Source organism: Streptomyces sp. NPDC003635 (assembly GCF_053587635.1).
This window is the reverse complement of sequence record NZ_JBSFOK010000004.1, coordinates 220,812-247,397: the sequence shown is the minus strand read 5'-3', so window position 1 is coordinate 247,397 and position 26,586 is coordinate 220,812. Positions and strand designations below refer to the sequence as shown.

The window sequence follows — 26,586 nt, the reverse complement described above, 5'->3', positions numbered from 1 at the left end:
GTGTGTCGCTGTGGTGGCGGGTGGGTCAGCGCCGGGCCGTCACCCAGGCGGCGAGCTGACTGCGGTTGCGCAGGCCGAGCTTGCCGAGGATGCGCTCCACATGGCCCTCGGCGGTGCGGCGGGCGATGACCAGGCGGTCGGCGATCTGGTGGTTGGCGAGTCCCTGGGCGACGAGATCGGCGACCTGGGACTCGCGGGGGGTGAGCCGGGGGGCGGCGCCGTGCGTGCGGCGGGCCGGGGCGCTGGGAGTCCGGGTGTGGGGTGCCGGGGTGTGGGGTGCCGTTGCCGGGGCGGGGTGGTCTTCGCCGAGGGCGTGCTCCGCCAGCCGGGTCAGACCCAGTGCGGCGCCGTGCCGGTACGCCTTCTCGTACGTCTGCTCGCCGAGCGCCTTGCGGGCTCGGCGCTCGCAGTCCTCGCGGGGCTTCTTCAGGGCGGCCGAGCCCCAGCGGTCGCGGTCGATGTCCGACCAGACGCGGTCGGCACCGCCGAGTACGACGGCCGCGTGGTCGTGGGCGCCGGTCTCCGTGGCGATCCGGGCCAGCAGGTCGAGGGTGAGGGCGATGCCGGTGACGTCGTGCACGGCGAGCTTGAGCCGCAGGGCCTGCCGGGCGTGGCCCACGGCGGCCGGCCAGTCCCGCCGCACGGTGTGCGCGAGGGCGAGCATCCGCAGCACGTACGACTGCACCCACTCCTCCCCGTGCCGCACGCAGAGCCGCCGGGCCTCCTCGCACACGGCGACCGCGCGGTCCGCCTCGCCGAGGAAGCCCAGCGCGCAGGCCAGTTCGACCCGGTCGAGCCCGACCAGGCTGAGGTGCTGTCCCGGGACGGGCCCCCGGACGGCGGCGGCCTCGAAGTGGGCGAGGGCGGTGGGCAGGTCGTCGAGGAAGAGGGTGATGACCCCGACCACGTAGTCGGCGTGCGCGGCCTCGGCGGGGTCGTCGAGGCGACGGGCGAGCGCGCGGGCCTCCTCGGCGAGCCGGCGCCCGTGCGCCAGTTCCCGGGTGACCGCGGCGAGCAGCCCCGCGATCCACAGCGCCCGGGCCCGCTCACGCGTCGGGTCGGGGTTGGCGGCGAGGGCGCGCTCCAGCCAGTGCCGGCCTTCCCGGGGAGCGCCGCAGGCATGCCAGTAGAACCAGAGGGTGCCCGCGAGACGGAGGGCGGCGAGCCGGTGGCCGGGCGACGCCAGCCCGAACTCCAGGGCGGCTCGGAGGTTGTCCTGGTCGGCTCGGAGGTGGGCGACGATCCGGCGCTGGCCGGGGCCGAACCAGGCGCGTTCGCAGGTGGTCGCCCGGTGCTGCGTCCACTCCAGCTGGCGTCGGCGGGTGGCGCGCTCCTCGCCCGGGCGGGCGAGCAGGCGGTCGAGGCCGTAGTGGCGCAGGGTGTCCAGGAGGCGGTAGCGGACCGCCCCCGCCGCGGTCTCCCTGGTCAGCACCGACTTGTCGACCAGGCCCGTGATGGCCTCCACGACCTCCTCGCGGCGCAGGAGTTCGCCGTCCGCGCACACCGCCTCCGCGGTCTCCAGGTCGAAGCCCCCCGCCAGGACCGAGGCCCGGGCCCAGGTCAACCGCTCCTGGCCGGAGCAGAGTTCATGGCTCCAGTCGATCGTCGCGCGCAGCGACTGGAGCCGGACGTCCGCGAGGCGGTCGAGGCCCAGCTCCCCGAGGCGTCCCGCCGCGAGCTCGATGGCCAGCGGAAGTCCGTCGAGGCGGCGGCAGACGCGGGCCACCGCGGCCCGGTTGGCGGGGGTCAGCCGGAACCCGGGCACCACGGCCGCGGCCCGGTCGGCGAACAGGGTGAGCGCCGGATGACGGTCCGCGCCGGACAGGTCGCCGTCCGGGTCGGGGACGGGCAGGGGCCGTAGCTCCAGCAGGTGTTCCGCGGTCAGGCCCAGGCGGTGGCGGCTGGTCACCAGCACCCGGGCGTGCGGGGTGCCGTGCAGCAGGGCCGCCGTCAGCTCCGCGCAAGCCGTCAGCAGGTGCTCGCAGTTGTCGAGGACGAGGAGCAGCCGCCGCTCCCCCACGTGTTCGGCCAGCGCGTCCAGCGGGTGCCGGTCGGTGTGGTCGTGCAGGCCGAGGGCGCCTGCGGCGGCGTGCGGCACCAGGGCCGGATCGTCGAGCCCGGACAGGCGGACGAAGCGGACACCGTCGGGGAAGGAGCGGTGGACCCGGTCGGCGAGCCGCGCGGCGAGCCGGCTCTTGCCGACGCCCCCCGGACCGGTCAGCGTGACCAGTCGTGATCCGGCCAACAGCCGTTGCCCCAGAATGAGTTCCGCCCGCCGGTCGACGAAGCTGGTCGACCCGGCGGACCCGTGGTCGTCCCGCCGTGGCGCTGATCCGCCCATGATCGGCCAGTCCAGTCCTATGGAGGGTCGGGGTCCGATGAGCCGGCCGGAGCGTCCCAGAGGATCGGACTCCGCGGACCACCCAGTGTCCCGATCCCGGTCCGGACTCGCACACCGGGCTCACACCCCCGAGTGCAACTTGGCCCAGGCCCGTGTCACATGACACGAGCGCGCGTACACTGCGCGACCCTCCGTTTCGAATCGTTCGCGCCACCACGACCGTATTCAACCTTGACCTGCCCATGCCACGCGCGGACGATGAGCGCCTGTGTCACCCGCACAGCTCGTCGCTGAACCACCCCCCTGCTCCACTCCCCACTTCCGGAGATCCCGGAATTCCTGGAGACACAAGGAGAATTCATGCGACTTCGCATCCGAGGCTCGGGCGCCCGCGGCGGCAGACGCACCGCCGCGCTCGCCACCCTCCTCGCCCTGGCCCTCGCGGCACCCCTCTCCGCGAACGTCACGGCGAACGCCGACAGCGCCACCAAGGCGGCACCCTCGGCCGACGACATCCGTCAGTACGAGATCCACACCCACTCCACGGCCAAGGACCGCACCGCGATCCAGCGGGCCGGCGTCACCGTGGACGCGGTCGACGCGCACGGCCTGGTGGTCTCCGGCCGCGCCGACCAGATCGGCAAACTGCGCGAGATGGGCTACGAGGTCACCCGGCTCGGCGCCGTGCCGGACCGGTCGAACGGCGAGGACGACATCCGGCTGCTCGACTTCCCCTCGGCCGACTCGCGCTACCACAACTACGCGGAGATGACGAGCGCGATCAACTCGATCGTCTCGGCGAACCCCGGCATCGCCAGCACCCGCACGATCGGCACCTCGTACCAGGGCCGGGCCATCACCGCCATCAAGATCAGCGACAACGTGGCCACGGACGAGTCCGAGCCCGAGGTGCTGTTCACCCACCACCAGCACGCGCGTGAGCACCTCACCGTCGAGATGGCGCTGTACCTGCTGCGCGAGCTGACCTCCGACTACGGCACGGACTCCCGGGTCACCAGCATGGTGAACAGCCGCGAGATCTGGATCGTCCCGGACATCAACCCCGACGGCGGCGAGTACGACATCGCCACCGGCTCGTACCGCTCGTGGCGCAAGAACCGGCAGCCCAACTCCGGTTCCTCGTACGTCGGTACCGACCTCAACCGCAACTGGAACTACCGCTGGGGCTGCTGCGGCGGCTCGTCGGGCTCCACGTCCTCGGACACCTACCGGGGTACGGCGCCCGAGTCCGCGCCCGAGGTGCGGGTGGTCGCGAACTTCGTGCGCAGCCGGGTCATCGGCGGAGTGCAGCAGATCAAGGCCGGGATCGACTTCCACACCTACAGCGAACTGGTGCTGTGGCCCTTCGGGTACACCTACTCGGACACCACGACCGGCATGACGGCGGACGACCGGAACGCCTTCGCCACGGTCGGCGGGAAGATGGCCGCGAGCAACGGCTACACGCCGGAGCAGGCCAGCGATCTGTACATCACCGACGGGTCGATCGACGACTACCTCTGGGGCGCCCACAAGATCTTCGGCTACACCTTCGAGATGTACCCGAGGTCCGGGGGCGGCGGGTTCTACCCGCCCGACGAGGTGATCGAGCGGGAGACGTCCCGGAACCGGGACGCCGTCCTGCAACTGCTGGAGAACGCGGACTGCATGTACCGCTCGATCGGGAAGGAAGCCCAGTACTGCTAGGCGGGCTCTTCCTCGGACTCCTCGAAGTAGGCGTCCAGCACGGCGTCGAGCTGTGACTCCCACTCGCTGAAGCGGCTCCTGGCCGCCGCCTCGATCTCGATCGGGTACCAACGGCGGTCAGGAGTGTGCACGGTGACGGTGAACCGCTTGCCGAAGCGGGCGGTCTCCGTCTCCACCGCGCCGATCTCGTCCCAGCGGAACTCGCACTCCTGGTCGTCCAGGGAGAGCCGGACACCGCGGCGATCGGCGACGATCCTCGCCCGGCGGTCGGACGCCTCGAAGACCGGCCCGTCGGCCGCCTCCTGGCCGTCCTCCTCCTCCGCGGTGACGGTCTCCTCGGCCTCCTCGGCCGTGGCCTCCGGGGCCGCTTCGGCCGCTTCGGCCGCTTCGGAGGGGGACTGGTCCTCGGCCTCGACCGGCTCCCGCGCCTCCGTCTCCTTGGACACGGGCGTAGTGATCCCGGGGACGAAGGCCGGGTCGAATCCGGCGCCCTCCAGGGGCTGGCTGCTCGATCCTATGCGCTGCTCCACAGCGGGCAGTATGGTCGACGATCCTGTGCCGCACACAGCCAGCCCCTGCATCGTTATACGAATCCGCCGCGTCAGACGACGAGGCTCAGTGCCGCGGCCACCGCGAACCCGGCCACCGACAGGACCGTCTCCAGCACGGTCCAGGTCTTCAGGGTGTCCCGCTCGCTGATGCCGAAGTACTTGGCCACCATCCAGAAGCCGCCGTCGTTGACGTGCGAGGCGAAGATGGAGCCGGCCGAGATCGCCATGATGACGAGGGCCACGAAGGCCTGCGAGTGGTCGCCCTCGGCGAGGAGCGGGGCCACGATGCCGGCCGTGGTGACGATGGCGACCGTCGCCGAGCCCTGGGCCACCCGCAGCACCACGGAGATCAGGTACGACAGCACGATCACCGGCAGGCCGACGTCGTTGAAGGTGTCCGACAGCGCCTGCGCCACCCCGCTCGCCTTCAGCACGGCTCCGAAGACCCCGCCCGCGCCGACGACCAGCAGGATGTTGCCGACCGGCTTGAGGGAGGAAGTGGACACGGTCTCCAGGGACTTGCGGGACCAGCCGCGGCGGATGCCGAGAAGGTAGTAGGCGAGGAGCAGCGCGATCGTCAGGGCCACGAAGGGGTGACCGAAGAACTCGATGACGGAGCGCGGGGTGGAGGGGTCCAGCGCGATCGAGGAGAAGGTGGCGGCGAGGATCAGGACCAGCGGCGTACCGATGATGGCGAGCACCGTGCCGAGGGCGACCGGCTGTTCGCTCGGTTCGGTCCGCTCCCGGGCGACGGCCCGCTTGGCCTCCTCGGCCGCCTCGACCATGTCCTGCGGCACGGCGACGAAGATACGGCGGCCGATCCACGCCGAGAACACCCAGGCGGCCAGCACGGCGGGGATGCCGCAGACCACGCCCATGAGGATGACCCAGCCGAGGTCCACGTGGAGCAGGCCCGCCGCGGCCACCGGGCCGGGGTGCGGGGGCAGGAAGGCGTGGGTCATGGACAGGCCCGCGAGCAGGGGCAGGCAGTACAGCAGGATCGACTTGCCGGACCGCTTGGCGGCGGCGTAGACGATCGGGGCGAGGACGAAGATGCCGACGTCGAAGAAGACCGGGACGCCGAAGACGACACCGGTGACCCCCATGGCGAGCGGGGCGCGCTTCTCGCCGAAGAGGTTCAGCAGCCGGGACGCCAGCACCTCGGCGCCCCCGCTGACTTCGAGGATCGCGCCGAGCATGGTGCCGAGGCCGATGATGATCGCGACATGGCCGAGGATGCCGCCCATGCCGGACTCGATGGTGGAGACGGCGTCGGAGCGCTGGACGGTGCCGAAGAGTTCGGTGACCGAGAGGCCGGCAAGCAGACCGACGGCTATGGAGACGGCGAGCAGCGCCACGAACGGCTGCAGCCGGACCTTGATGATCAGGAAGAGCAGCAGGGCGATACCGATGGCGGCGACGGTCAGCAGCCCGGCGGTGCCGTCGATGAGGAGGAGCAGTCCGCCGGTGTGGGGTGGGGTCTCTGGCATGGGTGGGGCCTCTTGCTCAGGGGGGCATGGAGCTTTCGGGCAGGGGGGATCGCGGCACGGCACCGTGGGAACGGGTGCCGTGCCGTGCGGGACGTGCGGGAGTGCGGGAGGGCGGCTCAGCCGAGGACGGCGAGCGCGTCGATCTCGATGAGCAGCCCCGCGGGCAGGCCGACGTAGACCGTCGTGCGCGCGGCGGGCGGGGCGGTGAGGTGCTGCGCCTCGAAGTAGGCGTTGTAGATGTCGTTCATCTCGGCGAAGTGGTCCACGTCCGTGAGGTAGACGCGGAGCATCATCACGTCGTCCCAGGAGGCACCGCCCTCCTGAAGGATCGCCTTGACGTTGTCGAGGGTCTGGAGGGTCTGCTCGCGCAGGGTGGGGCCGGCCGGCGTGGGCGGCTTGCCCTCCTCGGCGGGCAGGAAGCCGACCTGGCCCGCGACCTGGAGGATGTTGCCCTTCTTCACGCCGTGCGAGAACTTGGCGGGCGGCGTGGTGTGGGTCTTGGGGGTGAGGGCGGTCTTGTCCGTCATACGGGGTCCTTTGCTGGGGTCTTGCCTGAGTACTCGCCGCTGATCTCGTCGGCCGTGCGGCGCACCAGCGGGAGCAGGGTGAGGAGTTCGTCGGCGGTGACGACGACGTTGGGCGCGGAGACCGACATCGCGGCGACGACCCGGCCGTCCGCGCCGCGGATCGGCGCGGCGACGCAGTTGATGGACTCCTCGTGGCCGCCGAGGTCGGTGGCCCAGCCCTGTTCGCGCACGCGCTCCAGTTCCTTGAGGAAGGCGGGGGCGTTGGGTGTCGAACGGGCCGTGTACATGGGGTAGTCGAGCTTGTCGGCGAGGGCCCGCCGCTCGATCTCGCCGAGGTCTGCCAGGAGCAGCTTGGCGACGGCGGCCACGGTGATGGCCACCGGCTTCCCGATCCGGGAGTACATCCGCACCGGGTAGCGGCTCTCGACCTTGTCGATGTACAGCACCTCGTCCTCCTCGTAGACGGCGAGGTGGACGGTGTGGCCGCAGGTCTCGTTGAGGCGTACGAGGTGGGGGTGGGCGATCTCGCGGATGTCGAGGTTCTCCATCGCTTCCTGGGCGAGGGCGATGAGGCGGGCGCCGAGGCGGTAGCGCTGGTCGGACTGGCGGTAGACCATGCCGTGTTCGTGCAGGGTGCGCAGCAGGCGGAGGGCGGTGGACTTGTGCACCCCCAGGCGGTCGGCGACCTGACCAAGGTCTGCGGGGCCCTCGGCGAGCAGCGGCAGGATGCTGAGCGCGCGGTCGACGGTCTGGCTCATGGGGTGCGTACCTCCTCCTCGGCCCGCTGTTCGGCCTGTGTCCAGCCGGGGCCGAGTCGAAGTCTCCCCCACGCGTCGGCGCTGAGAGCGGCGAGGCGGTCGGCGGTGTCGCGGGCCGGGGGCGCGGCGAGGTCGCCGGCGGCGGTGAGGGCGGCGGCGGCCCAGAGGTGCCCGTGCCGGAGCCGGTCGCGGGCGGTGAGGTCCCGGAGGGTGGCGGAGAGGTATCCGGCGGCGAAGGCGTCTCCGGCGCCGGTGGTCGCCACGGAGGTGACGTCAAGGGCGGGTTGGACGGTGAGGTCATGGCGGTACTCCACGGCTCCTCGTGCCCCCTGCTTCACCACCAGCGCCTCCGGCTCGGGCAGCAGTTCCCGGATCGCCGCGGGGCCGCCCGTCACACCCCAGGCCTCCTCCGCCTCGTCCTCCCCCACGAACACGATGTCGGCGCCCCGCGCCAGGTCCAGCAGCACGCGCGGGTCGGCGGCCCCCCGCCACAGGCCCGGGCGGTGGTTCACGTCGAAGGAGATCAGGGGGCGGTTCTCCCCGGGAGCCGTCAGTTCGCGCAGCAGGTTCCGGCAGTCCTCCGACAGCGCCGCGGTGATACCGGACAGGTGGAGGATCCGCCCCGCGCGCACCGCGTCCAGGTCCACCTCCGCCACCGACATCGCCGACGCCGCCGAACCGGCCCGGTAATAGGCCACCTCGTGCGCGTCCGTGCCCCGGTCGCCCGCCGTACGGAAGTACACGCCCGTCGGCCGCACCGGGTCCCGGCGCACCGCGGACACGTCGACGCCGTACGCGCCGATCGCCTCGACGAGGTGGTCGCCGAAGCCGTCCGCGCCGACGCGGCTGACCCAGCGCACGGTGTGTCCGGCCGCCGCCAGGGCACAGGCCACGTTGGACTCCGCGCCCCCGATGGACCGGTCGAAGGACGGCACGTCGGCGAGGCGGCCCGCCCGGGTGGGCAGGAACGCGACCATGGACTCGCCGAGCGTGACGACGTCGGCCACGCCGGGGGTGTCGCAGGGTCCTGTGCCGGTCACGATCGTGGTGGCTCCCGTTCTTGTGCTCGTGTTGGCCGAGATGTTAGACAGCAGTAAGCGACATACGCAATGAACGTTGCAGTTAATGCAACGCTCCTGATCAGGGAGGCCCCATGGCCGCTGAAGCGCTCGCCCGACTGGCCGAGGAACGCGTCGACCACCGCTTCAAGGGCCTCCCGCCCGACGCCATGGGCCGTACCGTCGGCGAGCTGACCACCGAGCGGCGGAACCTGTTCACCGACGGCTTCGCCACCCCCGTCCTCGCCCTCTCCGCCGAGCGCCTCGACCACAACCTCCGCCTCATGGAGACGTACGCCGAACGGCACGGCCTCGCGTTCGCCCCGCACGGCAAGACCTCCATGGCCCCGCAGCTCTTCCGGCGCCAGATCGAGCACGGCGCCTGGGGCATCACCCTCGCGGTGCCGCATCAGGTGTGGGTGGCACGGGAGTTCGGGATCGAGCGGGTGTTCCTCGCCAACGAACTGGTGGACGCGGCGGCCCTGCGCCGGGTCGCCGCCGAACTGGCCGCCGACCCGTCCTTCCGGTTCGTCTGTTACGTCGACTCCGTGCGCGGCGTGGAGCTGATGGACGCGGCACTGGAGGGCACCGCCCGGCCCGTGGACGTCGTCGTGGAGCTCGCCGCCGGTGAGGGCGCCCGGACCGGCGTGCGCACGGAGGCCGAGTGCGCGGCCGTCGCGGACGCCGTGGCCGCCACCCGCACCCTCCGGCTCGTCGGCGTCGCCGGGTACGAGGGCGAGGTCCCGCGGGCCACCCCGGAGAAGGTGCGCGCCTGGCTGCGCCGGCTGGTCGCCCTGGCCGCCGACTTCGACAAGGCGGGCCGCTTCACCGGCACGGACGAGATCGTCGTCAGCGCGGGCGGCAGCGCCTGGTTCGACGCGGTGGCCGACGTGTTCGCGGAGATCCCCGGGCTCTCCCTCCCGGTCCTGAAGCTGCTGCGCTCGGGCGCGTACGTCTCGCACGACGACGGTCACTACCGCAAGCTGACCCCGTTCAACCGGGTACCGGAGGAGGGCGCCCTGGAGCCCGCGTTCCGGCTGTGGACGCAGGTCGTCTCCCGGCCCTCGGCCGAGCAGGCCTTCCTCAACGCGGGCAAGCGGGACGCCGCCTACGACCTCGACCTCCCCTTCGCCCAGGTCGTCCGCCGCGGCGGCGCCGAGCGCCCGGCCACCGGGATCGAGGTGACCGCCCTGTCCGACCAGCACGCCTGGCTGCGCACCGCGCCGGAGGCGGACCTGGAGGTCGGCGACTGGGTCGGCCTCGGGCTCTCCCACCCGTGCACGTCCTTCGACAAGTGGCAGCTGATCCCGCTCGCCGAGGCGGACGGCACGGTCGTCGACTACATCCGTACGTTCTTCTAGGAGGCCCGCTGTGCAGGACCTGGTCATCCGGGACGCCGAGGTGGTGGACGGCTCCGGCGCCGACTCCTACCGCGCCGACGTGGTCGTCGACGACGGCCGGATCGTCTCCATCGTGCGTGAGGCAGCGGCGGCCGGCTGCCAACGACCCTCTGCCATGCGGGAGTTGGACGCCGAAGGACTCGTCCTCTCGCCCGGCTTCATCGACATGCACGCCCACAGCGACCTGGCCCTGCTGCGGGACCCCGACCACGGCGCCAAGGCCGCGCAGGGCGTGACCCTGGAGGTGATCGGCCAGGACGGCCTCTCCTACGCCCCGGTCGACGACCGCACGCTCGCCGAGGTGCGCCGCGCGATCACCGGCTGGAACGGTCACGGCGACGACATCGACTTCGACTGGCGGTCGGTGGGCGAGTACCTGGACCGCCTGGACCGCGGAATCGCGGTCAACGCCGCCTACTTGATCCCCCAGGGCACCGTCCGCGCGCTCGTCGTCGGCTGGGAGGACCGCGAGGCGACGCCCCAAGAGCTGGACCGCATGCGGCGGTTGGTCGCGGAGGGCCTGGAGCAGGGCGCGGTCGGCATGTCCTCGGGCCTCACCTACACGCCGGGCATGTACGCCAAGGACGCCGAACTGACCGAACTGTGCCGGGTGGTGGCCTCGTACGACGGCTACTACTGCCCGCACCACCGCTCCTACGGCGCCGGCGCGCTGGAGGCGTACGAGGAGATGGTGGCACTGACCCGGGAGGCGGGCTGCGCGCTCCACCTCGCCCACGCCACGATGAACTTCGGTGTGAACAAGGGGCGGGCGCCGGAACTCCTGGACCTGCTGGACAAGGCGCTGGCCGCGGGAGCCGACATCAGCCTGGACACCTACCCCTACACCCCGGGCTGCACGACGCTCGCCGCGCTGCTGCCGAGCTGGGCGAGCGAGGGCGGCCCGGAGGCGGTGCTGGCCCGGCTGGCGGACGACGGGACCGCCGAGCGGATCCGCCACCACCTGGAGGCGGTCGGCTCGGACGGCTGCCACGGGGTGCCGGTGGAGTGGGAGACGATCGAGATCTCGGGGGTGAGCGACGCCTCGCTCACCCCTTACGTCGGTCGGCGCCTCACCGACTGGGCGACCGCCCGGCGCCTGTTGCTGGCGGACCGCCTCGGCACGACGATCCTCCAGCACGTCGGCCACGAGGAGAACGTCCGGGCGATCATGCGCCACCCGGTCCACACCGGCGGCTCGGACGGCATCCTCCAGGGCACCAAGCCGCACCCGCGGGCGTACGGCACGTTCCCCCGGTACCTCGGCCACTACGTGCGGGAGTCGGGGGTGCTGTCGCTGGAGGAGTGCGTGGCGCATCTGACGTCCCGCCCGGCGGCGCGGCTGCGGCTGCCGGACCGGGGCCTGGTCCGCGAGGGTTACCGGGCGGACCTGGTCCTCTTCGACCCGCGGACGGTGGCGGCGGGTTCGACGTACGAGAACCCGCGGCAGCTGCCCACGGGCATCCCGTACGTGCTGATCGACGGCCGGTTCGTGATCGAGGACGGCCGCCGGACGGACGTGCTGGCGGGGCGGGCGATCCGCAGAACGCCCACCCGGTGACGGCTACGGCTTGGGCAGGACGCACCCGGCGGCGCCGAGGTCGAGCTTGTTGTCGATCCCGAAGCAGGCGGGGATCTGGTAGGTCTGCTGGGCGTAGTTGATGCCCTGGCGGACGGTGACGTTGCCGCTCGCGTCGACCTCGCAGGGGTTGTTGACCGTGCAGCTCTGGCCGTCCTCGTTGCCGGTGTTGTTCACGGCGACGACCTTGCCGGTGGCCTGGTCGAGGACGGGCGAGCCGGAGGTGCCGCCGATCGTCTGGCAGGCGGAGGTGTAGCGGACGGAGTCCTTCCAGGTCCAGCCGCCCTCTTTCAGCCGGTGGACGAAGCCGTCGATGGAGCAGTTGTAGATCCGCTTCCAGTAGCCGGAGACGACGCTGATGGCGGTGCCGGCGACGGGGTGGGTGTCGTCGAGGGTGAGCGCGTTGATGCCGTACGACGCCCTGATCTGCCCGTAGGTGCGGGTGAGCTGGTAGATCGCGGCGTCGGTGTCGGTCATCGTGGCGTAGGCGATCTTGCTGGCGCGCAGGGTGCCGACGCGGGTGCCGGCGGAGTTGAGCAGCCCGAAGGAACGGGTGGAGGCCCGGTCGACGACGACCTCGCCGGCGGCCGGGAAGCCGGTCTCCAGACAGTGCCCGTTGGTGAGCACCAGCGCGGGGTCGTTGTCCTCGGAGTCGGGCATCCGGACGACGGAGCCCGAGCAGTTGCTGAGCGACACGGTCCCGGCGAAGTTGACGGCCTGGACCGTGGGTGCCGCGGTGTCGCCCTCCGCGGGAGCGGCGACCGCGGGTGCCGCACCGGCCCCGGCGATGACCAGGGCGAAGAGCGCGGCGACGAGAGGCTTGCGCATGTGGGGTCCCCTCTTGCAACAAAGGTGACCGGAGATCCTCCGGCCACCCGCTGATTTGTCATGCGCATTGTTGTGCGAGGGGATAACGAGAACAAGCGGTGCTTTCCGGCCACGCCCGGAGTCCGCTCCGGCCGACGTCGGGCGGGGCGCGACGGGGCGCTGCGGGCGGGGCCCGCTCGGCCAACCGCTATCGGCTGGGTGCTGTCGGCCGGTTGCCGTCGGCCGGTGCGATCGACGGGACGCCGTCGGCCCGCCCCTGTTGGCCCGCCCCTGTTGGCCGGTGCGATCGGGCCGCTACGGCGACGAAGGTCTCGCCGTCGTCGTACGGCCCGGTCGCTGAGGGCGTGTCCCGCCCGGCCAACCGCTATCGGCTGGGTGCTGTCGGCCGGTTGCCGTCGGCCGGTGCGATCGGCGGGACGCCGTCGGCCCGCCCCTGTTGGCCCGTCCCGGTCGCCGTCGGCTCGTCCCCGTCGGCCACCCTCGGCCGCTCACCGTCGGCCCGTCCCCCTCGGCCAGCGCTATCGGCGGTCGCCGTCGGCCCACCCCTGCCGGCCGGTCCCTGCCGGCCCGCCCTGTCAGCCGGTCCCTGTCGGCTGGTGGTATCGGCCGGTCGCCGTCGGCCCGTCCCCCTCGGCCGGTGCTGTCGGCGGTCGCCGTCGGCCCGCCCCTGCCGGCCGGTGCTATCAGCCGGTCGCCGTCGGCCCGTGCCCCTCGGCCCGCGCTACCGGCGGGATGCCGTCGGCCCGTCCCCGTCGGCCACCCTCGGCCGGTCGCCGTCGGCCCGTCCCCCTCGGCCGGTGCGATCGGCCGGTCGCCGTCGGCCCGCCCCTGCCGACCTACCCCTGTCGGCCCGTCCCTGCTGGCCGGTGCTATCGGCCGGTCGCCGTCGGCCCGTGCCCCTCGGCCCGCCCCCGCCGGCCGGTTACTTCGGCTTCTTGGTGGTGCCCTGGCCGCGACCGGGGCGGGTGGTCTCCGGGTCGGTCGGGGCCTGCGTCGTGGCCGTGGGGGACGCGGTGGTCGGCTTCGGGTCGGGGCTCGTCGCGCTCGGCTCGCTCGCCTCCGGCGACGCCGTGGCGTCCGACCCGCCGGAGGAGGGTGCCGAGGTCGTGGCCGGGTCGGTCATCGGACCCGTGGGCAGGGACGCCTCGGTGACCGAGCGGGCCGGCTCGTGCTTGCCGTCCGAGTCGCCGGAGGAGCCGGAGGAGAACGCGAAACCGGCGACCAGGGCGGCGACCGACACCGTGCCCAGCGCACCGGCGGCCATCATCGCGCGACGCCGGTTGTCCCGCCTGCGGCGCGAGCGGCGGGCGGTGCGACCTCCGTACTCCGGCCCGGAGGCGTCCCGCCCCTCGGGTATCCGGGGCAGCTCGCTCGTCTCGTCGTACGCGTTCTGCCAGCCGTGCGCCACGGCCGGGTCGGGGTACTCCTCGTAGTCGGGGGACTGGTCGACCCGCGGGACGTAGACGTTCGGCGGGTCCTCGGGGTGAGGTGGCCTGGACATGGGGGCGCATTGTAGAGACGGGAGGGGCTCCAGGGACAGGCGAGGGCCATAAAGGGACGAACTTCCCGTCTCACGTGGCGGAAGACACGGCCCACAGTGCGTTACAGGGCCGTAAGCTCCCTGACATGCAGGTGATCCAGTCGACCAAGCTCGCCAACGTCTGTTACGAGATCCGGGGCCCGGTTCTCGAAGAGGCCATGCGGCTCGAGGCGGCGGGCCACCGCATCCTCAAGCTGAACACCGGCAACCCCGCCGCCTTCGGGTTCGAGTGCCCGCCCGAGATCCTCGAGGACATCCTGCGCAACGTGTCCTCGGCGCACGGCTACGGCGACGCCAAGGGCCTGCTCGCCGCCCGCCGCGCGGTCGTGATGCACAACCAGACCCTCGGCATCGAGACCGACGTCGAGCACGTCTTCATTGGCAACGGCGTCTCCGAGCTGATCGTCATGGCGATGCAGGGCCTGCTCGACGACGGTGACGAGGTGCTCGTGCCCTCGCCGGACTACCCGCTGTGGACCGCCGCGGTGTCGCTGTCCGGCGGTACGGCCGTGCACTACCGCTGCGACGAGCAGTCCGACTGGACGCCCGACCTCGCCGACGTGGAGCGGAAGATCACCGACCGCACCAAGGCGATCGTCATCATCAACCCGAACAACCCGACGGGCGCCGTCTACGACGAGGCCGTGCTCAAGGGGCTCACCGACATCGCCCGCCGGCACAACCTGCTGGTCTGCTCGGACGAGATCTACGACAAGATCCTCTACGACGGCGCCACCCACACCCCGACCGCGAAGGTCGCCCCCGATCTGCTCACGCTCACCTTCAACGGCATGTCGAAGGCGTACCGGGTGGCGGGCTACCGGGTCGGGTGGATGTCGATCTCCGGGCCGCGCGCCCACGCCGACTCCTACATCGAGGGCCTGACGATCCTCGCGAACATGCGACTGTGCGCCAACATGCCCGGACAGCACGGTGTCGTCGCCGCCCTCAGCGGCCGGCAGACCATCAACGACCTCGTGCTGCCGGGCGGGCGGCTCAAGGAGCAGATGGACGTCGCCTACGAGCTGCTGACCCAGATCCCCGGGGTGAGCTGCGTACGGCCGAAGGGCGCCCTCTACCTCTTCCCCCGCCTCGACCCCAAGGTCTTCAAGGTCAGGGACGACCGACAGCTCGTCCTGGACCTGCTGCGGCGCGAGAAGATCATGGTCGTCCAGGGCACCGGCTTCAACTGGAGCGAGCCGGACCACTTCCGGGTCGTGACCCTGCCGACGGTCGGGGACCTGCGGGACGCGGTGACCCGGATCGGCAACTTCCTCGACGGCTACAGCCAGCCCTGACAGGCAGTTTTACGATCGACTCAACTTTAGACGGAATCTAAGCTAGGATGGTTTCCTGTCAGAGCACAGGAGGCCATCCCCATGTACGAACCGATCCGCGGCAAGTCGGTCCACAGCACGATGGCCGGCACCACCTCCGACTTCCCCCACCGGTCGCGCGAGGAGGAGCTGGACATCCAGCTGGCGGGTCATCTCGCCGCACTGCTGGCCGTCACGGACGAGCTGCGCGCACTGACCCCTTCCGCCGATCTGGACACCGCCGCCGAGCGGCTCGCGCAGCAGGTGACCCGGCTGCGGGGCGGCCACGCGGTTCGTGCGGTGCCCACGGGCGAGGCCCGCGAACTCCCGGCGCTGCACCAGCGGGCGCACACGCTCGCCGGGCGCGCCCTGGTCGTCGCGGCGTCCCGCGCCGACACGGCGGTCGCCATCCTGGCCGCCGAGCGCATGGACGCGCACACCGCGGCCCTGGAGTCCCTCGCACTCGCCGCCCACTGAGCCTTCGCCGGGCTCCCCCGTACGGCCCCGGTCCGCGTGCACCCGCAGCGACGCGCGGACCGGGCGCCACGACTTCACCGCGTTGGCTCTGGCCGACGCTCGCCTTCGCCGTAGGGGTTCTGTTGTGCGGCGGCCGCCGGTTGCCGGCGACTGGTCGCGCGGTTCCCCGCGCCCCTGGAGGTGTTGCAGGACCGGAGTCGGTACGACACCCCCCGTTCATCGCCCGCGGCGGGGAATGTTGGGTTCCGCGAGCACTCTCACCTCGTGAGACGTATCGCAGGAATCGTCCTCGCGGTGCTGCTGATCGGTGGCGTGGTGGCCGCCGTCGTCGCGGGCCGCAACAACGAGGACAAGGGCACGGCAACGAAGACCGTGCGGGCAGTGATCGGATCGGAGAAGGCGGAGTTCTTCGCCGATCCCGACGTGGTGAAGGCCCTCGCCGCCAAGGGCTACACCGTGCGGACGGAGACGTCCGGGTCCTGGGCGATGGAGGGGCTCGACCTCGAGGGGTACGACCTCGCCCTCCCCTCCAGCAAGGCACCCGCCGACGAACTCGCCGACAAGTACGAGGCACGCCAGCCGTTGCCGCGCCCCTTCTACTCGCCCCTCGTCGTCGTGGCGCACCGCAGCGCCGCCGAGGTGCTCGCGCGCAACGGCCTGGTCACGCTCGACGGAGAGCACCGCGGCACCCTGAGGATGGCCGCCTACCTGGACGCCGCCCGCGCCGACAGGACCTGGCAGCAGCTCAAGGGGGCCGACGCGTTCGGGGAGTTGACCGGCACCCTCTACATCGCCTCCACCGACCCGGAGACCTCCAACTCCGGCGCGCTGTACCTCGCCGCGGCCTCCTACGTCGAGAACGGCGGCCGGGTCGCCGCGAGCGGGCGGGACGTGGCCAGGACCGCCCCGCTGATGCGCAAGCTGGTCAGCGTGCAGGGTGCCCAGCAGTCCAGCACGGACGCGGCCTTCCGGGACTTCGTCAGCGGCGCCGGGAACCCGCTGGTCCTGGTCTACGAGTCCCAGGTCGCCGCGCTGCTCGGGCGGGGCGAGGCCGTGGACGACCTGACCGTCCTCTACCCGGACACCACCGCCACCAGCGACCACACCGTCGTACCGCTCACCGACGAGGGCCGAGCGCTCGGCGAACTGCTCAGCGCCGACCCGGAGTTGCGCAGGCTGGCGGTCCGGCACGGGTTCCGGCCGCAGGGCGCCACCGCCGAGTTCACCTCGGCCACCGCCGCGCACTCGGCGTATCTCAACCAGAAGCTCACCGGTGTCCGGCAGGCGCCCGTGCCCACCTCCGCGGTGCTGCACGACATGGCGCGCCGGGCCGGATCCTAGGGGGAACCGCACATGACCGATGCACCCATGGCCGATGCGCACACGGCCGAGGAGACCTTCACGCTCACGCCGCCCGACGCCGTCGCCCCCGTGCCCCGGGAGAAGGCCGGCGGGCTGGTCCCCGTCGAGGAGACCGTCCGCGCGGGCATCGCCCAGAAGGCGTCCGACTACGTCCAGGGCCTCGCCGCGCTCGACGCCCGCTCCCCGGAGTTCGCGGGCAAGGTCGGCGAGATCACCTCGCTCGGCGCGGGCGAGATGCGCAGCGCCGCCGCCCAGTCCAACCGGATGCTGGAGCGGACCGTCCGCAGCCTGCCCGACAAGGGCGGGGACGCGCAGTCGAAGGTCGCCGGCTCGCTGGTGGAGCTGCGGCGGGTGGTCGAGGACCTGGACCCGCGTGACCTGCCCGCCGCCAAGGGGCGCAGGTTCCTCTCCAGACTGCCCGGCGGCAACAAGCTGCGCGACCACGTCGCCAAGTACGCCTCCGCCCAGGGCACCCTCAACAGGATCGTGGGCTCGCTGCGCGGCGGCCAGGACGAACTGCGCCGGGACAACGCCGCGTTGCAGACCGAGCGGGTCCGGCTGTGGGAGACGATGGGCAAGCTGCAGGAGTACGTCGTCCTCACCGAGGCCCTGGACACGGCCGTCGAGCGGCACATCGCGGGCGTCGGCGACCCCGAGGCCGCCGACTCGCTCCGCGCGGACGTGCTGTTCCCGGTCCGGCAGAAGCACCAGGACCTGCTCACCCAGCTCGCGGTGTGCGCGCAGGGCTACCTCGCCATGGACGTCGTACGACGCAACAACGACGAGCTGATCAAGGGCGTCGACCGGGCCGCGACCACGACCGTCTCGGCCCTGCGGATCTCCGTGATGCTGGCCTCCGCCCTGGCCAGCCAGAAAAAGGTCATCGAGCAGGTCGACGCCCTGCGCGGAACGACCGAGGACCTCGTCCGGGGCAACGCCGAGATGCTCGCCACGCAGAGCGGTGAGATCCAGCGCATCGCCGCCGACCCGGCGGTCGGCGCGGAGACCCTGCGCAGCGCGTTCCAGCAGATCTACCGGACCCTCGACGCGATCGACACCTACAAGGTCCAGGCGACCGAGGCGATGGCCACGACGGTGGAGAACCTGACGTCCGAACTCCAGCAGGCCTCCGCCTACCTGGAGCGCAGCCGGACGCGGGGCGCGCTGGAAGGGGGCCTCGGATGAGACGTGTCGCCGCGCTGCTCACCGTCGCCCTGCTGACGACCGCCTGCACGACCGGGGGCGAGGAGGATCCCGAAGCCCCCGAGCCCGGCACCCTGCGCGTCCTCGCCTCCAGCGAGCTGGCCGACATGACCCCGGTCCTGGACCGTGTCGAGCAGGAGACCGGCATCAAGGTCGACCCCTCCTACACCGGCACCCTCGACGCCGTGGATCAGCTGGCCGAGGGCAGGGCGGACGGGAAGTACGACGCGCTGTGGCTGTCCTCCAACGACTATCTGCGGCTGCGCCCCGAGGCGGCGAAGAAGATCGTCTCCGAGACCCCGGTGATGAGCAGCCCGGTCGCCATAGGCGTCAGGCCGGCCACCGTGGAGAAGCTCGGCTGGAAGCCTGAGCAGGTCACCTGGTCGCAGGTCGAACAGGCGGTGCGGGACGGTGAGCTGACGTACGGGATGACGGATCCGTCCCGCTCCCACTCCGGTTTCGCCACGCTCGTCTCGGTCGCCTCGGCGCTCTCCGGTGCCCAGTCCGCGCTCACCGACGCGGACGTCACCGAGGCCACGCCCCGGCTGCGGGAGTTCTTCCGCGGTCAGCGGCTGACCTCGGGCTCCTCGGGCTGGCTGGCGGCGGCCTACGAGCGGCGCGGGGACGTCGACGCCCTGCTCAACTACGAGTCCGTTCTCCAAGGCGTTCCGGGCCTGACCGTGATCCGGCCGAGTGACGGTGTCGTCACCGCCGACTACCCGGTCTCCTCGCTCGCCTCGACGGACGCCGCCACCCGCGAGGACGTCCGCCGGCTGACCGAGGCCCTGCGCGCCCCGGACCTGCAGAAGGAGATCACCGACCGCACGCACCGCCGCCCGGTCGTCGCCTCCGTCCGGCCCGGGGCGGGCCTGGACACCACCCGCCGCCGCGAACTGCCCTTCCCCGGCACCCGTTCCGTCGCCGACGGCCTGCTCGACTCCTACGAGAACAAGCTGCGCCGCCCCTCGCGGACGGTGTACGTCCTCGACACCTCGGGCTCGATGAAGGGCGACCGGCTGACCGGCCTGAAGTCCGCCCTCACCGGCCTGACCGGCGACTTCCGGGAGCGCGAGGAGGTGACGCTGATGCCGTTCGGCTCGGACGTGAAGAGCGTGCGCACGCATGTCGTGGACCCCGCCGACCCCCGGTCGGGACTGGACGCGATCCTGCGGGACACCGAGGCGCTGACCGCCGAGGGCGACACCGCCATCTACACCTCGCTGCAGAAGGCGTACGACCATCTGGGCGCCGACCAGGACGCGTTCACGTCGATCGTGCTGATGACGGACGGCGAGAACACCGCGGGCGCCGAGGCGGGCGAGTTCGACTCCTTCTACGCCGGGCTCGACCGCGACCGGCGGGCGACGCCCGTCTTCCCCATCCTCTTCGGCGACTCCGACCGGTCCGAGCTGGAGCACATCGCCGACCTGACCGGGGGCCGCCTCTTCGACGCCCGACAGGGCTCGCTGGACGGCGCCTTCGAGGAGATCCGTGGGTATCAGTAAGTACCTGGAGTCACGCAAGAACATCGCCGGCGGCGTCTGCGGGATCGCCGGGCTCGGGCTGACCTTCGCCGGGGTGGCGGGCCCGTACTGGCCGGTCGTGGTGGCGGGGCTGTACGGCGCGGGCGCGCTGATCGCCCCGCCGGAGCGGCCCCCGCTGCCGGACTTCCCGGACCCCTCGGCCCAACTGGAGGAGCTGCGTGGTGACTTCGAGAAGCTGTGCGGGTACCTCGCGGAGGTGGAACTGCCGCCCGGCGCCGGTGGCCGGCTCACCGAGCTGACGAACCTGCTGTCCGCCCTGCTGGCCCCGGGCTGGGCCACCCAGTTGCTCGGCCAGGACCCGGAGGGCCTGCACACCCTCTCCCGGGCCGTACGGCAGGACCTTCCCGAGGCCGTCGACAGCTTCGTACGGGCACGGTGGTGGACCCGTCTCACCCCCGGCCAGGAACCACCGGAACGGCACCTGGAACACCAGCTGGGTCTGCTGCGTCAGGAGGCGGAAGTCCTGGCGGCGGCCCTCCGCGACACGGAGTCCCGCCGCCAGGAGACCCACACCCGGTACCTGGAGGGCCGGGGCGGGGGCGAGATCAGCGCGTGACGTCGACCGTGGCCGAGGCGGTGGACGCCTGGTGCAGGTCGTCGCCCGGCCAGCTCACCGTGTAGGTGGTGGCGCGGCGGGTGCGCGGGAGGTCGTTGATGGTGAACGTGCCGTCCGCGGCGACCGTCACCGACGACAGGATGCCCGTGCCGAGCCGGTCGGTGCGCACCACCTTCAGCACCGCCCGCTCCGGCAGCGCCTTGCCCTGGGCGGTGAAGGTGCCGGTGATCTCGACGCCCGTGCTCATGGAGGCCTGCGCCGGGGCGGTGAGCGCGATCGAGGTGGGCGCCTTGCCGACGGACACGGTGTGGGTGACGTCGGTCGCCGGGCGGTGGGTGAGGTCGCCGAGGTAGGAGACGGTGTAGGTGGCGTCCCCGACCAGGTCGGGCTCGTCGAGGACGGTGTAGGAGCCGTCCGCCTTCACCGTGAAGCTGCCCAGCTCATGGGTGCCGTTCGCGTCCGTGCGGGTCGCCTTGACCTTCAGCGGTTCGGCGGGCGCGGGGCCGTCGAACTCCAGTCGCCCGCGCACCGACAGCGGCTCGCCGGCGACGGCCTGGGCGGGGCTGTGCGTGAACGTTTCGCCGAGCCGGACGTCGTACTGGACGGCCGGGGGCTGGATGATGTGCAGCCAGTACTGACTGCCCGCGGTGTTGGTGGTGACCGTGAACAGCCGGGAGCCGTCCGCCGACCACTCCGTGCCGCGCGGCACGACCCGGTCGCCGTCGAGGCTGCCCTCGAAGACGAACTCCAGCGGGGCCGTGGGGTCGGCCGGGTCGGCGGGCTGCACGAGCAGGTCCGGGGTCGCGCCGGTGGCCGAGGCGCCGCGCGCGATGTACTTGCCGTCGCCGCTGAAGGCGACCGAGCTGGCGGCGGCGCCGGGGGGAAGCGCCCGGTAGCCGGTCGGCGCGTCGGACAGGTCGGTGGTGTTCAGCAGCCGGGTGCCGAAGGCGGCGTCGGCCACGGCGACCTTGCCGCCGTCCGGGGAGAACGCCATGTCCTTGAAGTCCATGGCGCCCTTGCCCTCGCTGTCGGCGAAGCGGCGCGCGGCGCTGCGTACGAGGCTGTCGCCGCTGGTGTCGAACACCGAGATGAAGGGGTTGGGGGCGCTCGCGTTGCGCGGCTGGCCCATGAGCATCCGGTCGCCGGGACCGGACTCCAGCTGGAGGTCGCCGGAGTCGTTCCAGTTGGTCCGCTGATGCAGGCCGTTGACGAGGGCGTCCACGTAGGTCCCGGAGGTGGAGCATTCCCCGATGTACTGCGAGTACGGCGTGGTGAAGTACAACTGGCCGCCCGAGTGGGCGAGATCGCGGCCGCAGGTGTCGGTGTACGTGCCCGCGACGACCGTCGTGGCGTAGGTGGTGGTGTCCACGGCGTCGATGCGGTCGCGCAGTCCGATGTACAGCTTGCTGCTGTCGTCGTTGAGCGCGAGTCCGGAGACGTGCTTCTGGTTGGTGGTGATCGTCGTCAGCCGCTCGCCCTCGAAGTTGTAGACGGCGATGGTGCCGGAGTTGGCGTAGTAGCTCGTGGCGCTGTCGGCGACGAAGACCTTCTGGTGGACGTTGTCCACGGCCAGCGCCGAGAACGAGGAGATCGGCAGCTTGACCACGGCGTCGGACGCCGCCGCGTGCGCCGTCGGCGCGACGGCCACGGTCAGTCCGGTCCCGGCGAGTGCGGCGGCGAGGACGGTGGCCGCGAGACGTCCGGAACGGTGTGCTGTATTCAACTGTGCCCCCCACAGGCTGTGTTGAGGGTCTCACGAGGCGAGTGAGACACCTGTAAAGAGCATGAAACATCTGTGAAGATCGGACCCGCAAGGCGAAACGCCGGAGCCCCGCACGCCGTTGTGCGGGGCTCCGGCGGGTGCGCACCGCGGCCGGCCGTGACGATGTAGCTGGTCAGGGCACAGTCGGTTCTGACCGGCCGCGGGGTCCTACGGGGGTTCAGCCCAGGCGCCGCACCAGCGCCCGGTACTCGTCCCACAGCTCCTTCGGGGTGTGCTCGCCGAAGGTGTTGAGGTGCTCGGGGACCAGCGCGGCTTCCTCGCGCCAGACCTCCTTGTCGACCGTGAGCAGGAACTCCAGGTCGGAGTCGGACAGTTCCAGGCCCTTGGTGTCGAGCGCGTCCTTCGTCGGCAGGATGCCGATGGGGGTCTCGACGCCCTCGGCCTTGCCGTCCAGACGCTCCACGATCCACTTCAGGACGCGGGAGTTCTCGCCGAAGCCGGGCCAGACGAACTTGCCCTCGTCGTTCTTGCGGAACCAGTTGACGTAGTAGATCTTCGGGAGCTTCGCGGCGTCCTTGTCCTTGGCGACCTCGACCCAGTGACCCATGTAGTCGCCCATGTTGTAGCCGCAGAACGGCAGCATGGCGAACGGGTCGCGGCGCAGCTCGCCGACCTTGCCCTCGGCGGCGGCGGTCTTCTCGGAGGCGACGTTGGCGCCGAGGAAGACACCGTGGTTCCAGTCGAAGGACTCCGTCACCAGCGGCACGGCGGTGGCGCGCCGGCCGCCGAAGAGGATCGCGGAGATCGGCACGCCCTTGGGGTCCTCCCACTCGGGCGCGATGATCGGGCACTGCGAGGCGGGGACGGTGAAGCGGGCGTTGGGGTGCGCGGCCGGGGTCTCCGAGTCCGGAGTCCAGTCGTTGCCCTTCCAGTCCGTGAGGTGGGCCGGAGTCTCCTCCGTCATGCCCTCCCACCAGATGTCGTTGTCGTCGGTGAGGGCGACGTTGGTGAAGACGGAGTTGCCCCACAGCGTCTTCATCGCGTTGGCGTTGGTGTGCTCACCGGTGCCGGGCGCGACGCCGAAGAAGCCGGCCTCGGGGTTGATGGCGTACAGGCGGCCGTCCTCGCCGAAGCGCATCCAGGCGATGTCGTCGCCGATCGTCTCGACCGTCCAGCCGGAGACGGTGGGCTCCAGCATGGCGAGGTTGGTCTTGCCGCAGGCGCTCGGGAAGGCGGCGGCGACGTACTTCGACTCACCCTGCGGCGGGGTCAGCTTCAGGATCAGCATGTGCTCGGCCAGCCAGCCCTCGTCGCGGGCCATGACGGAGGCGATGCGCAGGGCGTAGCACTTCTTGCCGAGGAGCGCGTTGCCGCCGTAGCCGGAGCCGTAGGACCAGATCTCGCGGGACTCCGGGAAGTGCGAGATGAACTTGGTCTGGTTGCACGGCCAGGAGACGTCCTCCTGGCCCGCCTCCAGCGGCGCGCCGAGGCTGTGGACGGCCTTCACGAAGTGTCCGTCCTCGCCGAGCTCCTCGAGCACGGCGCTGCCCATGCGCGTCATCGTGCGCATGGAGACGGCGACATAGGCGGAGTCGGTGATCTCCACGCCGATCGCCGAGAGCGGGGAACCGAGCGGCCCCATGCAGAACGGGACGACGTACATCGTCCGGCCGCGCATGGATCCGCGGAACAGTCCCTTCTCCCCCTGGAAGATCTCCCGCATCTCGGCGGGGTCCTTCCAGTGGTTGGTCGGACCGGCGTCCTCCTCCTTCTCGGAGCAGATGAAGGTCCGGTCCTCGACCCGGGCGACGTCGGTCGGGTCGGATGCCGCGTAGTAGGAGTTGGGGCGCTTGATCGGGTCGAGTTTCCGGAAGGTGCCCTTCGCGACGAGCTCCTCGCACAGTCGCTCGTACTCGGCCTCTGATCCGTCGCACCAGACGACGTTGTCCGGTTGCGTCAGTTCGGCGATCTCGTTCACCCACGAGATCAGTTCCGGGTGCGCCACGATTGCTCCTAAATGAGGGATTTTTTGTTGGAGGCCCCGTGGGGGCTGCGACCCGGATGCTGCACTACGGCACTGCTGCCGCTCATCCGGTGCCGACCGCACTCATTTGATCATCCGACGACCGTGCCCATATGTCCAGAGGGCGTCACAGGTGAGCGAGCGTGAGGCTGGCCACGTCCTCTTCGGGGGCAGGCCGCACGGACGTCAACTCCCGTGAGACGATGGCCACTCTTGCGCGCCGGACTGATCCGTAACTTACGGTTCCGTAGGTACGATTCGCCCATGACTGCGTCCGTCCCCGACGCGCGCACGGACACACCGGCCGCCGGCCGCGGCCCCGTCGCGCTCTCCCTGCCGCATCCGATCAAGCCCAAGCTCCGGGGCTGGCTGCATCTCGGCATGTTCCCGGCCGTACTCGTCGCGGGCCTGGTGCTCACCGCGCTCGCGGATTCCCCCAGAGGCCGGCTGGCCTGCGGGATCTACGCCCTCACCGCCTGCCTGCTGTTCGGCGTGAGCGCCCTGTACCACCGGGGCGACTGGAGCCCGCGCATGGACGGCGTCCTGCGCCGGCTCGACCACTCCAACATCTTCCTGATCATCGCCGGCACCTACACCCCGCTGACCCTGCTGCTCCTGCCGGGCACCAAGGGGCAGTGGCTGTTGTGGGGGATCTGGGCGGCGGCGCTGGCCGGCATCGCCTTCCGGGTCTTCTGGGTCGGCGCCCCGCGCTGGCTCTACACCCCCTGCTACATCGCGATGGGCTGGGCGGCCGTGTTCTACCTGCCCGACTTCATGCGCACCGGCGGGATCGCGGTCCTGGTCCTGGTGATCGTCGGAGGCGTGCTCTACAGCGCGGGCGGCGTGGTCTACGGCATCAAGCGCCCGAACCCCTCACCGCGCTGGTTCGGCTTCCACGAGGTGTTCCACTCCTTCACCCTGGCGGCCTTCGTCGTGCACTACGTCGGCATCTCCCTGGTGGCGTACCAGCACGCCTGAGTCGACCCGAACAGGGCCACGGCACCCCCGTGGCCCTTTTTCATGCCTCGATTTTATTGACAGTAAACCTCTTTTGAGAGCTACTCTCAATTCATGGTTACTGTCACTCAGGCTTCCGACCCCCGCCGCTGGTGGGCCCTCGCCGCCCTCGTCGCGAGCATGTTGACCCTCGGCTTCGACATGACGATCCTCAACGTCGCGCTGCCGACCATGGCCGCCGACCTGGGCGCCACCACCGGTGAACAGCAGTGGATGGCGGACGCGTACATCGTCGTGTTCGCCGCGCTCATGCTTCCCGCCGGACTGCTCGGCGACCGGTTCGGGCGCCGCTCGATGCTGATCACCGGCCTCGGGATCTTCCTGGCCGGATCCGTCGTCGGCGCCCTCGCCGGGGACGTGACCACCGTCGTCGCCGCCCGCGCGGTGATGGGCGTGGGCGCCGCGCTGGTCACCCCGCTCGCGCTGTCCGTGGTGCCCTCGCTCTTCGGCCCCGACGAGCGCACCAAGGCGGTCGGCGTGATCTCCGCCGCCTCCGCCCTCGGCCTGCCGCTCGGCCCGATCATCGGCGGCTGGCTGCTGGACCACTTCTGGTGGGGCTCGGTGTTCCTGGTCAACGTGCCGATGGCCGCGCTCGGCATCGCCGCCTGCGTGTTCCTGCTGCCGGAGACCCGGGATCCCGCGTCCCCCAAGGTCGACACCGTCTCCACCGCGCTCACCGCGGCGGGGCTCGCCCTTCTCGTCTACGCGATCATCGAGGCGCCCGGGCACGGCTGGGGCGACCCGCTCACCCTCGCCCTGTTCGCGGGCTCAGCGGTACTGATCGCCGGTCTCGTGGTGCGCGAGCGGCGCATGACACGCCCCATGCTCGACATGACGCTGCTCGCCCACCGCGGCTTCCTCTTCAACACCCTCGCCGCGACCCTGGTGATGTTCGTCCTCTCCGGCCTGCTGTTCGTGCTGCCCCCCTACCTCCAGGCCGTCCTCGGCAACGACGCGCTCGGCACCGGGGTCCGGCTGCTGCCGATGATGGGCGGGCTGCTGGTCGCCGCACGGGCGGCGCAGCCCGTCGTCGCCCGCTTCGGCGCCCGTGCCGTGGTCAGCGCGGGCCTCGTGGCGCTGGCCTTCGCCGCCCTGCTGGGCAGCCGTACGACCGTGGACTCCGGCTACGGCTTCACCGCGCTGTGGCTCTCGGTCGTCGGCCTCGGATTCGGCTTCTCGGTCGTGCCCGCGATGGACGGCGCGCTCGGCGCCCTGCCCGCCGACCGGGCCGGCAGCGGCTCCGGGCTGCTGATGACACTGCGCCAGGTCGGCGGCGCGATCGGCATCGCGCTGCTCGGCAGCCTGCTCGCCGGGATCTTCCGCGACCGCCTGGACGTGAGCGGACTGCCGGAGGGGGCCGCCGAGACCGCCGGGGAGTCCGTGGTCGCCGCCCATCTCGTGGCCGAACGCACCGGCGCCCCCGACCTGGTGGCCTCCGCGAACAGCGCCTACGTGCACGGCATGGGTGTCGTCCTGCTGGTGTGCGCGGTCGCCTCGCTCGTCGCCGCGCTGCCGGCGGCGGTGTTCCTGACCGACGGCAAGGACAGGGCGGAGTTGGTCCCGGCCTCGGCCGATGCCGGACAATGACC

Annotated in this window: 21 protein-coding genes; 11 read left to right on the top strand and 10 right to left on the bottom strand. The window is 71.6% G+C overall.

Annotated features, from left to right (window positions below; genetic code table 11):
- Nucleotides 1-25: 25 nt before the first annotated feature.
- Entirely contained in the window at nucleotides 26-2,341 is a 2,316-nt protein-coding gene (locus ACWDRW_RS06400) for an ATP-binding protein (protein WP_451720902.1), read from the bottom strand.
- A gap of 360 nt (nucleotides 2,342-2,701) precedes the next feature.
- On the opposite strand from ACWDRW_RS06400, the gene ACWDRW_RS06395 reads away from it, so the two are divergent.
- A complete protein-coding gene (locus ACWDRW_RS06395; RefSeq protein ID WP_451720900.1) occupies nucleotides 2,702-4,048 on the top strand; it encodes a M14 family metallopeptidase in 1,347 nt (448 codons plus the stop codon).
- Here the strand turns inward: ACWDRW_RS06395 and ACWDRW_RS06390 are convergent.
- The 5 genes from ACWDRW_RS06390 to ACWDRW_RS06370 all read right to left on the bottom strand — a co-directional run bounded on the left by ACWDRW_RS06390 (nucleotide 4,045) and on the right by ACWDRW_RS06370 (nucleotide 8,414).
- Complete coding sequence (locus ACWDRW_RS06390; RefSeq protein ID WP_451720898.1) at nucleotides 4,045-4,578, bottom strand: hypothetical protein; 534 nt, start codon at nucleotides 4,576-4,578, stop codon at nucleotides 4,045-4,047. The genes ACWDRW_RS06395 and ACWDRW_RS06390 overlap by 4 nt on opposite strands.
- 71 nt (nucleotides 4,579-4,649) lie before the next feature.
- Nucleotides 4,650-6,089 carry a GntP family permease gene (locus tag ACWDRW_RS06385; RefSeq protein ID WP_451720896.1) on the bottom strand — a complete coding sequence of 480 codons (1,440 nt, stop codon included), beginning with the start codon at nucleotides 6,087-6,089 and terminating at the stop codon, nucleotides 4,650-4,652.
- Between the two features lie 116 nt (nucleotides 6,090-6,205).
- Nucleotides 6,206-6,616, bottom strand: coding sequence for a RidA family protein (locus ACWDRW_RS06380; RefSeq protein ID WP_451720894.1), 411 nt, complete (start codon nucleotides 6,614-6,616; stop codon nucleotides 6,206-6,208).
- Nucleotides 6,613-7,374 (bottom strand): IclR family transcriptional regulator, encoded by a 762-nt coding sequence (locus tag ACWDRW_RS06375; protein WP_451720892.1) that lies wholly within the window; start codon nucleotides 7,372-7,374, stop codon nucleotides 6,613-6,615. Before ACWDRW_RS06375 ends, ACWDRW_RS06380 begins: the two co-directional genes overlap by 4 nt.
- The gene (locus ACWDRW_RS06370; RefSeq protein ID WP_451720890.1) at nucleotides 7,371-8,414 is read right to left on the bottom strand and encodes a sugar kinase; all 1,044 of its coding nucleotides are present in this window, start codon (nucleotides 8,412-8,414) and stop codon (nucleotides 7,371-7,373) included. Before ACWDRW_RS06370 ends, ACWDRW_RS06375 begins: the two co-directional genes overlap by 4 nt.
- A 113-nt stretch (nucleotides 8,415-8,527) precedes the next feature.
- On the opposite strand from ACWDRW_RS06370, the gene ACWDRW_RS06365 reads away from it, so the two are divergent.
- Both ACWDRW_RS06365 and ACWDRW_RS06360 read left to right on the top strand, forming a co-directional pair.
- Nucleotides 8,528-9,793: an amino acid deaminase gene (locus tag ACWDRW_RS06365; protein ID WP_451720888.1), complete on the top strand. Its 1,266-nt coding sequence runs from the start codon at nucleotides 8,528-8,530 to the stop codon at nucleotides 9,791-9,793.
- Nucleotides 9,794-9,803: 10 nt separating this feature from the next.
- On the top strand, nucleotides 9,804-11,390 hold the full coding sequence (locus ACWDRW_RS06360; RefSeq protein ID WP_451720886.1) for an N-acyl-D-amino-acid deacylase family protein: 1,587 nt from the start codon (nucleotides 9,804-9,806) through the stop codon (nucleotides 11,388-11,390).
- Between the two features lie 3 nt (nucleotides 11,391-11,393).
- Here the strand turns inward: ACWDRW_RS06360 and ACWDRW_RS06355 are convergent, their stop codons facing one another.
- The gene (locus ACWDRW_RS06355) at nucleotides 11,394-12,236 is read right to left on the bottom strand and encodes a S1 family peptidase (RefSeq protein ID WP_451720884.1); all 843 of its coding nucleotides are present in this window, start codon (nucleotides 12,234-12,236) and stop codon (nucleotides 11,394-11,396) included.
- A 922-nt stretch (nucleotides 12,237-13,158) separates the two neighbouring features.
- Nucleotides 13,159-13,737, bottom strand: a complete 579-nt coding sequence (locus tag ACWDRW_RS06350; RefSeq protein WP_451720882.1) for a hypothetical protein — start codon at nucleotides 13,735-13,737, stop codon at nucleotides 13,159-13,161.
- Between the two features lie 125 nt (nucleotides 13,738-13,862).
- Here ACWDRW_RS06350 and ACWDRW_RS06345 point away from each other — a divergent pair, with 125 nt between their 5' ends.
- The 6 genes from ACWDRW_RS06345 to ACWDRW_RS06320 all read left to right on the top strand — a co-directional run bounded on the left by ACWDRW_RS06345 (nucleotide 13,863) and on the right by ACWDRW_RS06320 (nucleotide 20,234).
- Nucleotides 13,863-15,074: a pyridoxal phosphate-dependent aminotransferase gene (locus ACWDRW_RS06345; protein WP_451720880.1), complete on the top strand. Its 1,212-nt coding sequence runs from the start codon at nucleotides 13,863-13,865 to the stop codon at nucleotides 15,072-15,074.
- An 81-nt stretch (nucleotides 15,075-15,155) separates the two neighbouring features.
- Nucleotides 15,156-15,569 carry an SCO4983 family protein gene (locus ACWDRW_RS06340; protein ID WP_451720878.1) on the top strand — a complete coding sequence of 138 codons (414 nt, stop codon included), beginning with the start codon at nucleotides 15,156-15,158 and terminating at the stop codon, nucleotides 15,567-15,569.
- 264 nt (nucleotides 15,570-15,833) lie between these two features.
- Nucleotides 15,834-16,910, top strand: coding sequence for a hypothetical protein (locus ACWDRW_RS06335; RefSeq protein WP_451720876.1), 1,077 nt, complete (start codon nucleotides 15,834-15,836; stop codon nucleotides 16,908-16,910).
- 12 nt (nucleotides 16,911-16,922) lie between these two features.
- A complete protein-coding gene (locus tag ACWDRW_RS06330) occupies nucleotides 16,923-18,116 on the top strand; it encodes a toxic anion resistance protein (protein ID WP_451720874.1) in 1,194 nt (397 codons plus the stop codon).
- Nucleotides 18,113-19,639, top strand: coding sequence for a substrate-binding and vWA domain-containing protein (locus tag ACWDRW_RS06325; protein WP_451720872.1), 1,527 nt, complete (start codon nucleotides 18,113-18,115; stop codon nucleotides 19,637-19,639). Before ACWDRW_RS06330 ends, ACWDRW_RS06325 begins: the two co-directional genes overlap by 4 nt.
- Entirely contained in the window at nucleotides 19,626-20,234 is a 609-nt protein-coding gene (locus ACWDRW_RS06320) for a hypothetical protein (RefSeq protein ID WP_451720870.1), read from the top strand. Before ACWDRW_RS06325 ends, ACWDRW_RS06320 begins: the two co-directional genes overlap by 14 nt.
- On the opposite strand, the gene ACWDRW_RS06315 is transcribed toward ACWDRW_RS06320, so the two are convergent.
- Nucleotides 20,224-21,957: an Ig-like domain repeat protein gene (locus ACWDRW_RS06315; RefSeq protein ID WP_451720868.1), complete on the bottom strand. Its 1,734-nt coding sequence runs from the start codon at nucleotides 21,955-21,957 to the stop codon at nucleotides 20,224-20,226. The genes ACWDRW_RS06320 and ACWDRW_RS06315 overlap by 11 nt on opposite strands.
- A gap of 217 nt (nucleotides 21,958-22,174) precedes the next feature.
- Nucleotides 22,175-23,962: a phosphoenolpyruvate carboxykinase (GTP) gene (locus ACWDRW_RS06310; protein WP_451720866.1), complete on the bottom strand. Its 1,788-nt coding sequence runs from the start codon at nucleotides 23,960-23,962 to the stop codon at nucleotides 22,175-22,177.
- A 282-nt stretch (nucleotides 23,963-24,244) separates the two neighbouring features.
- On the opposite strand from ACWDRW_RS06310, the gene trhA reads away from it, so the two are divergent.
- Together trhA and ACWDRW_RS06300 are read left to right on the top strand one after the other, a co-directional pair.
- Nucleotides 24,245-24,958, top strand: a complete 714-nt coding sequence (gene trhA, locus ACWDRW_RS06305; RefSeq protein WP_451720864.1) for a PAQR family membrane homeostasis protein TrhA — start codon at nucleotides 24,245-24,247, stop codon at nucleotides 24,956-24,958.
- A 93-nt stretch (nucleotides 24,959-25,051) separates the two neighbouring features.
- Nucleotides 25,052-26,584 carry an MFS transporter gene (locus ACWDRW_RS06300; RefSeq protein ID WP_451720862.1) on the top strand — a complete coding sequence of 511 codons (1,533 nt, stop codon included), beginning with the start codon at nucleotides 25,052-25,054 and terminating at the stop codon, nucleotides 26,582-26,584.
- Nucleotides 26,585-26,586 lie beyond the last annotated feature (2 nt).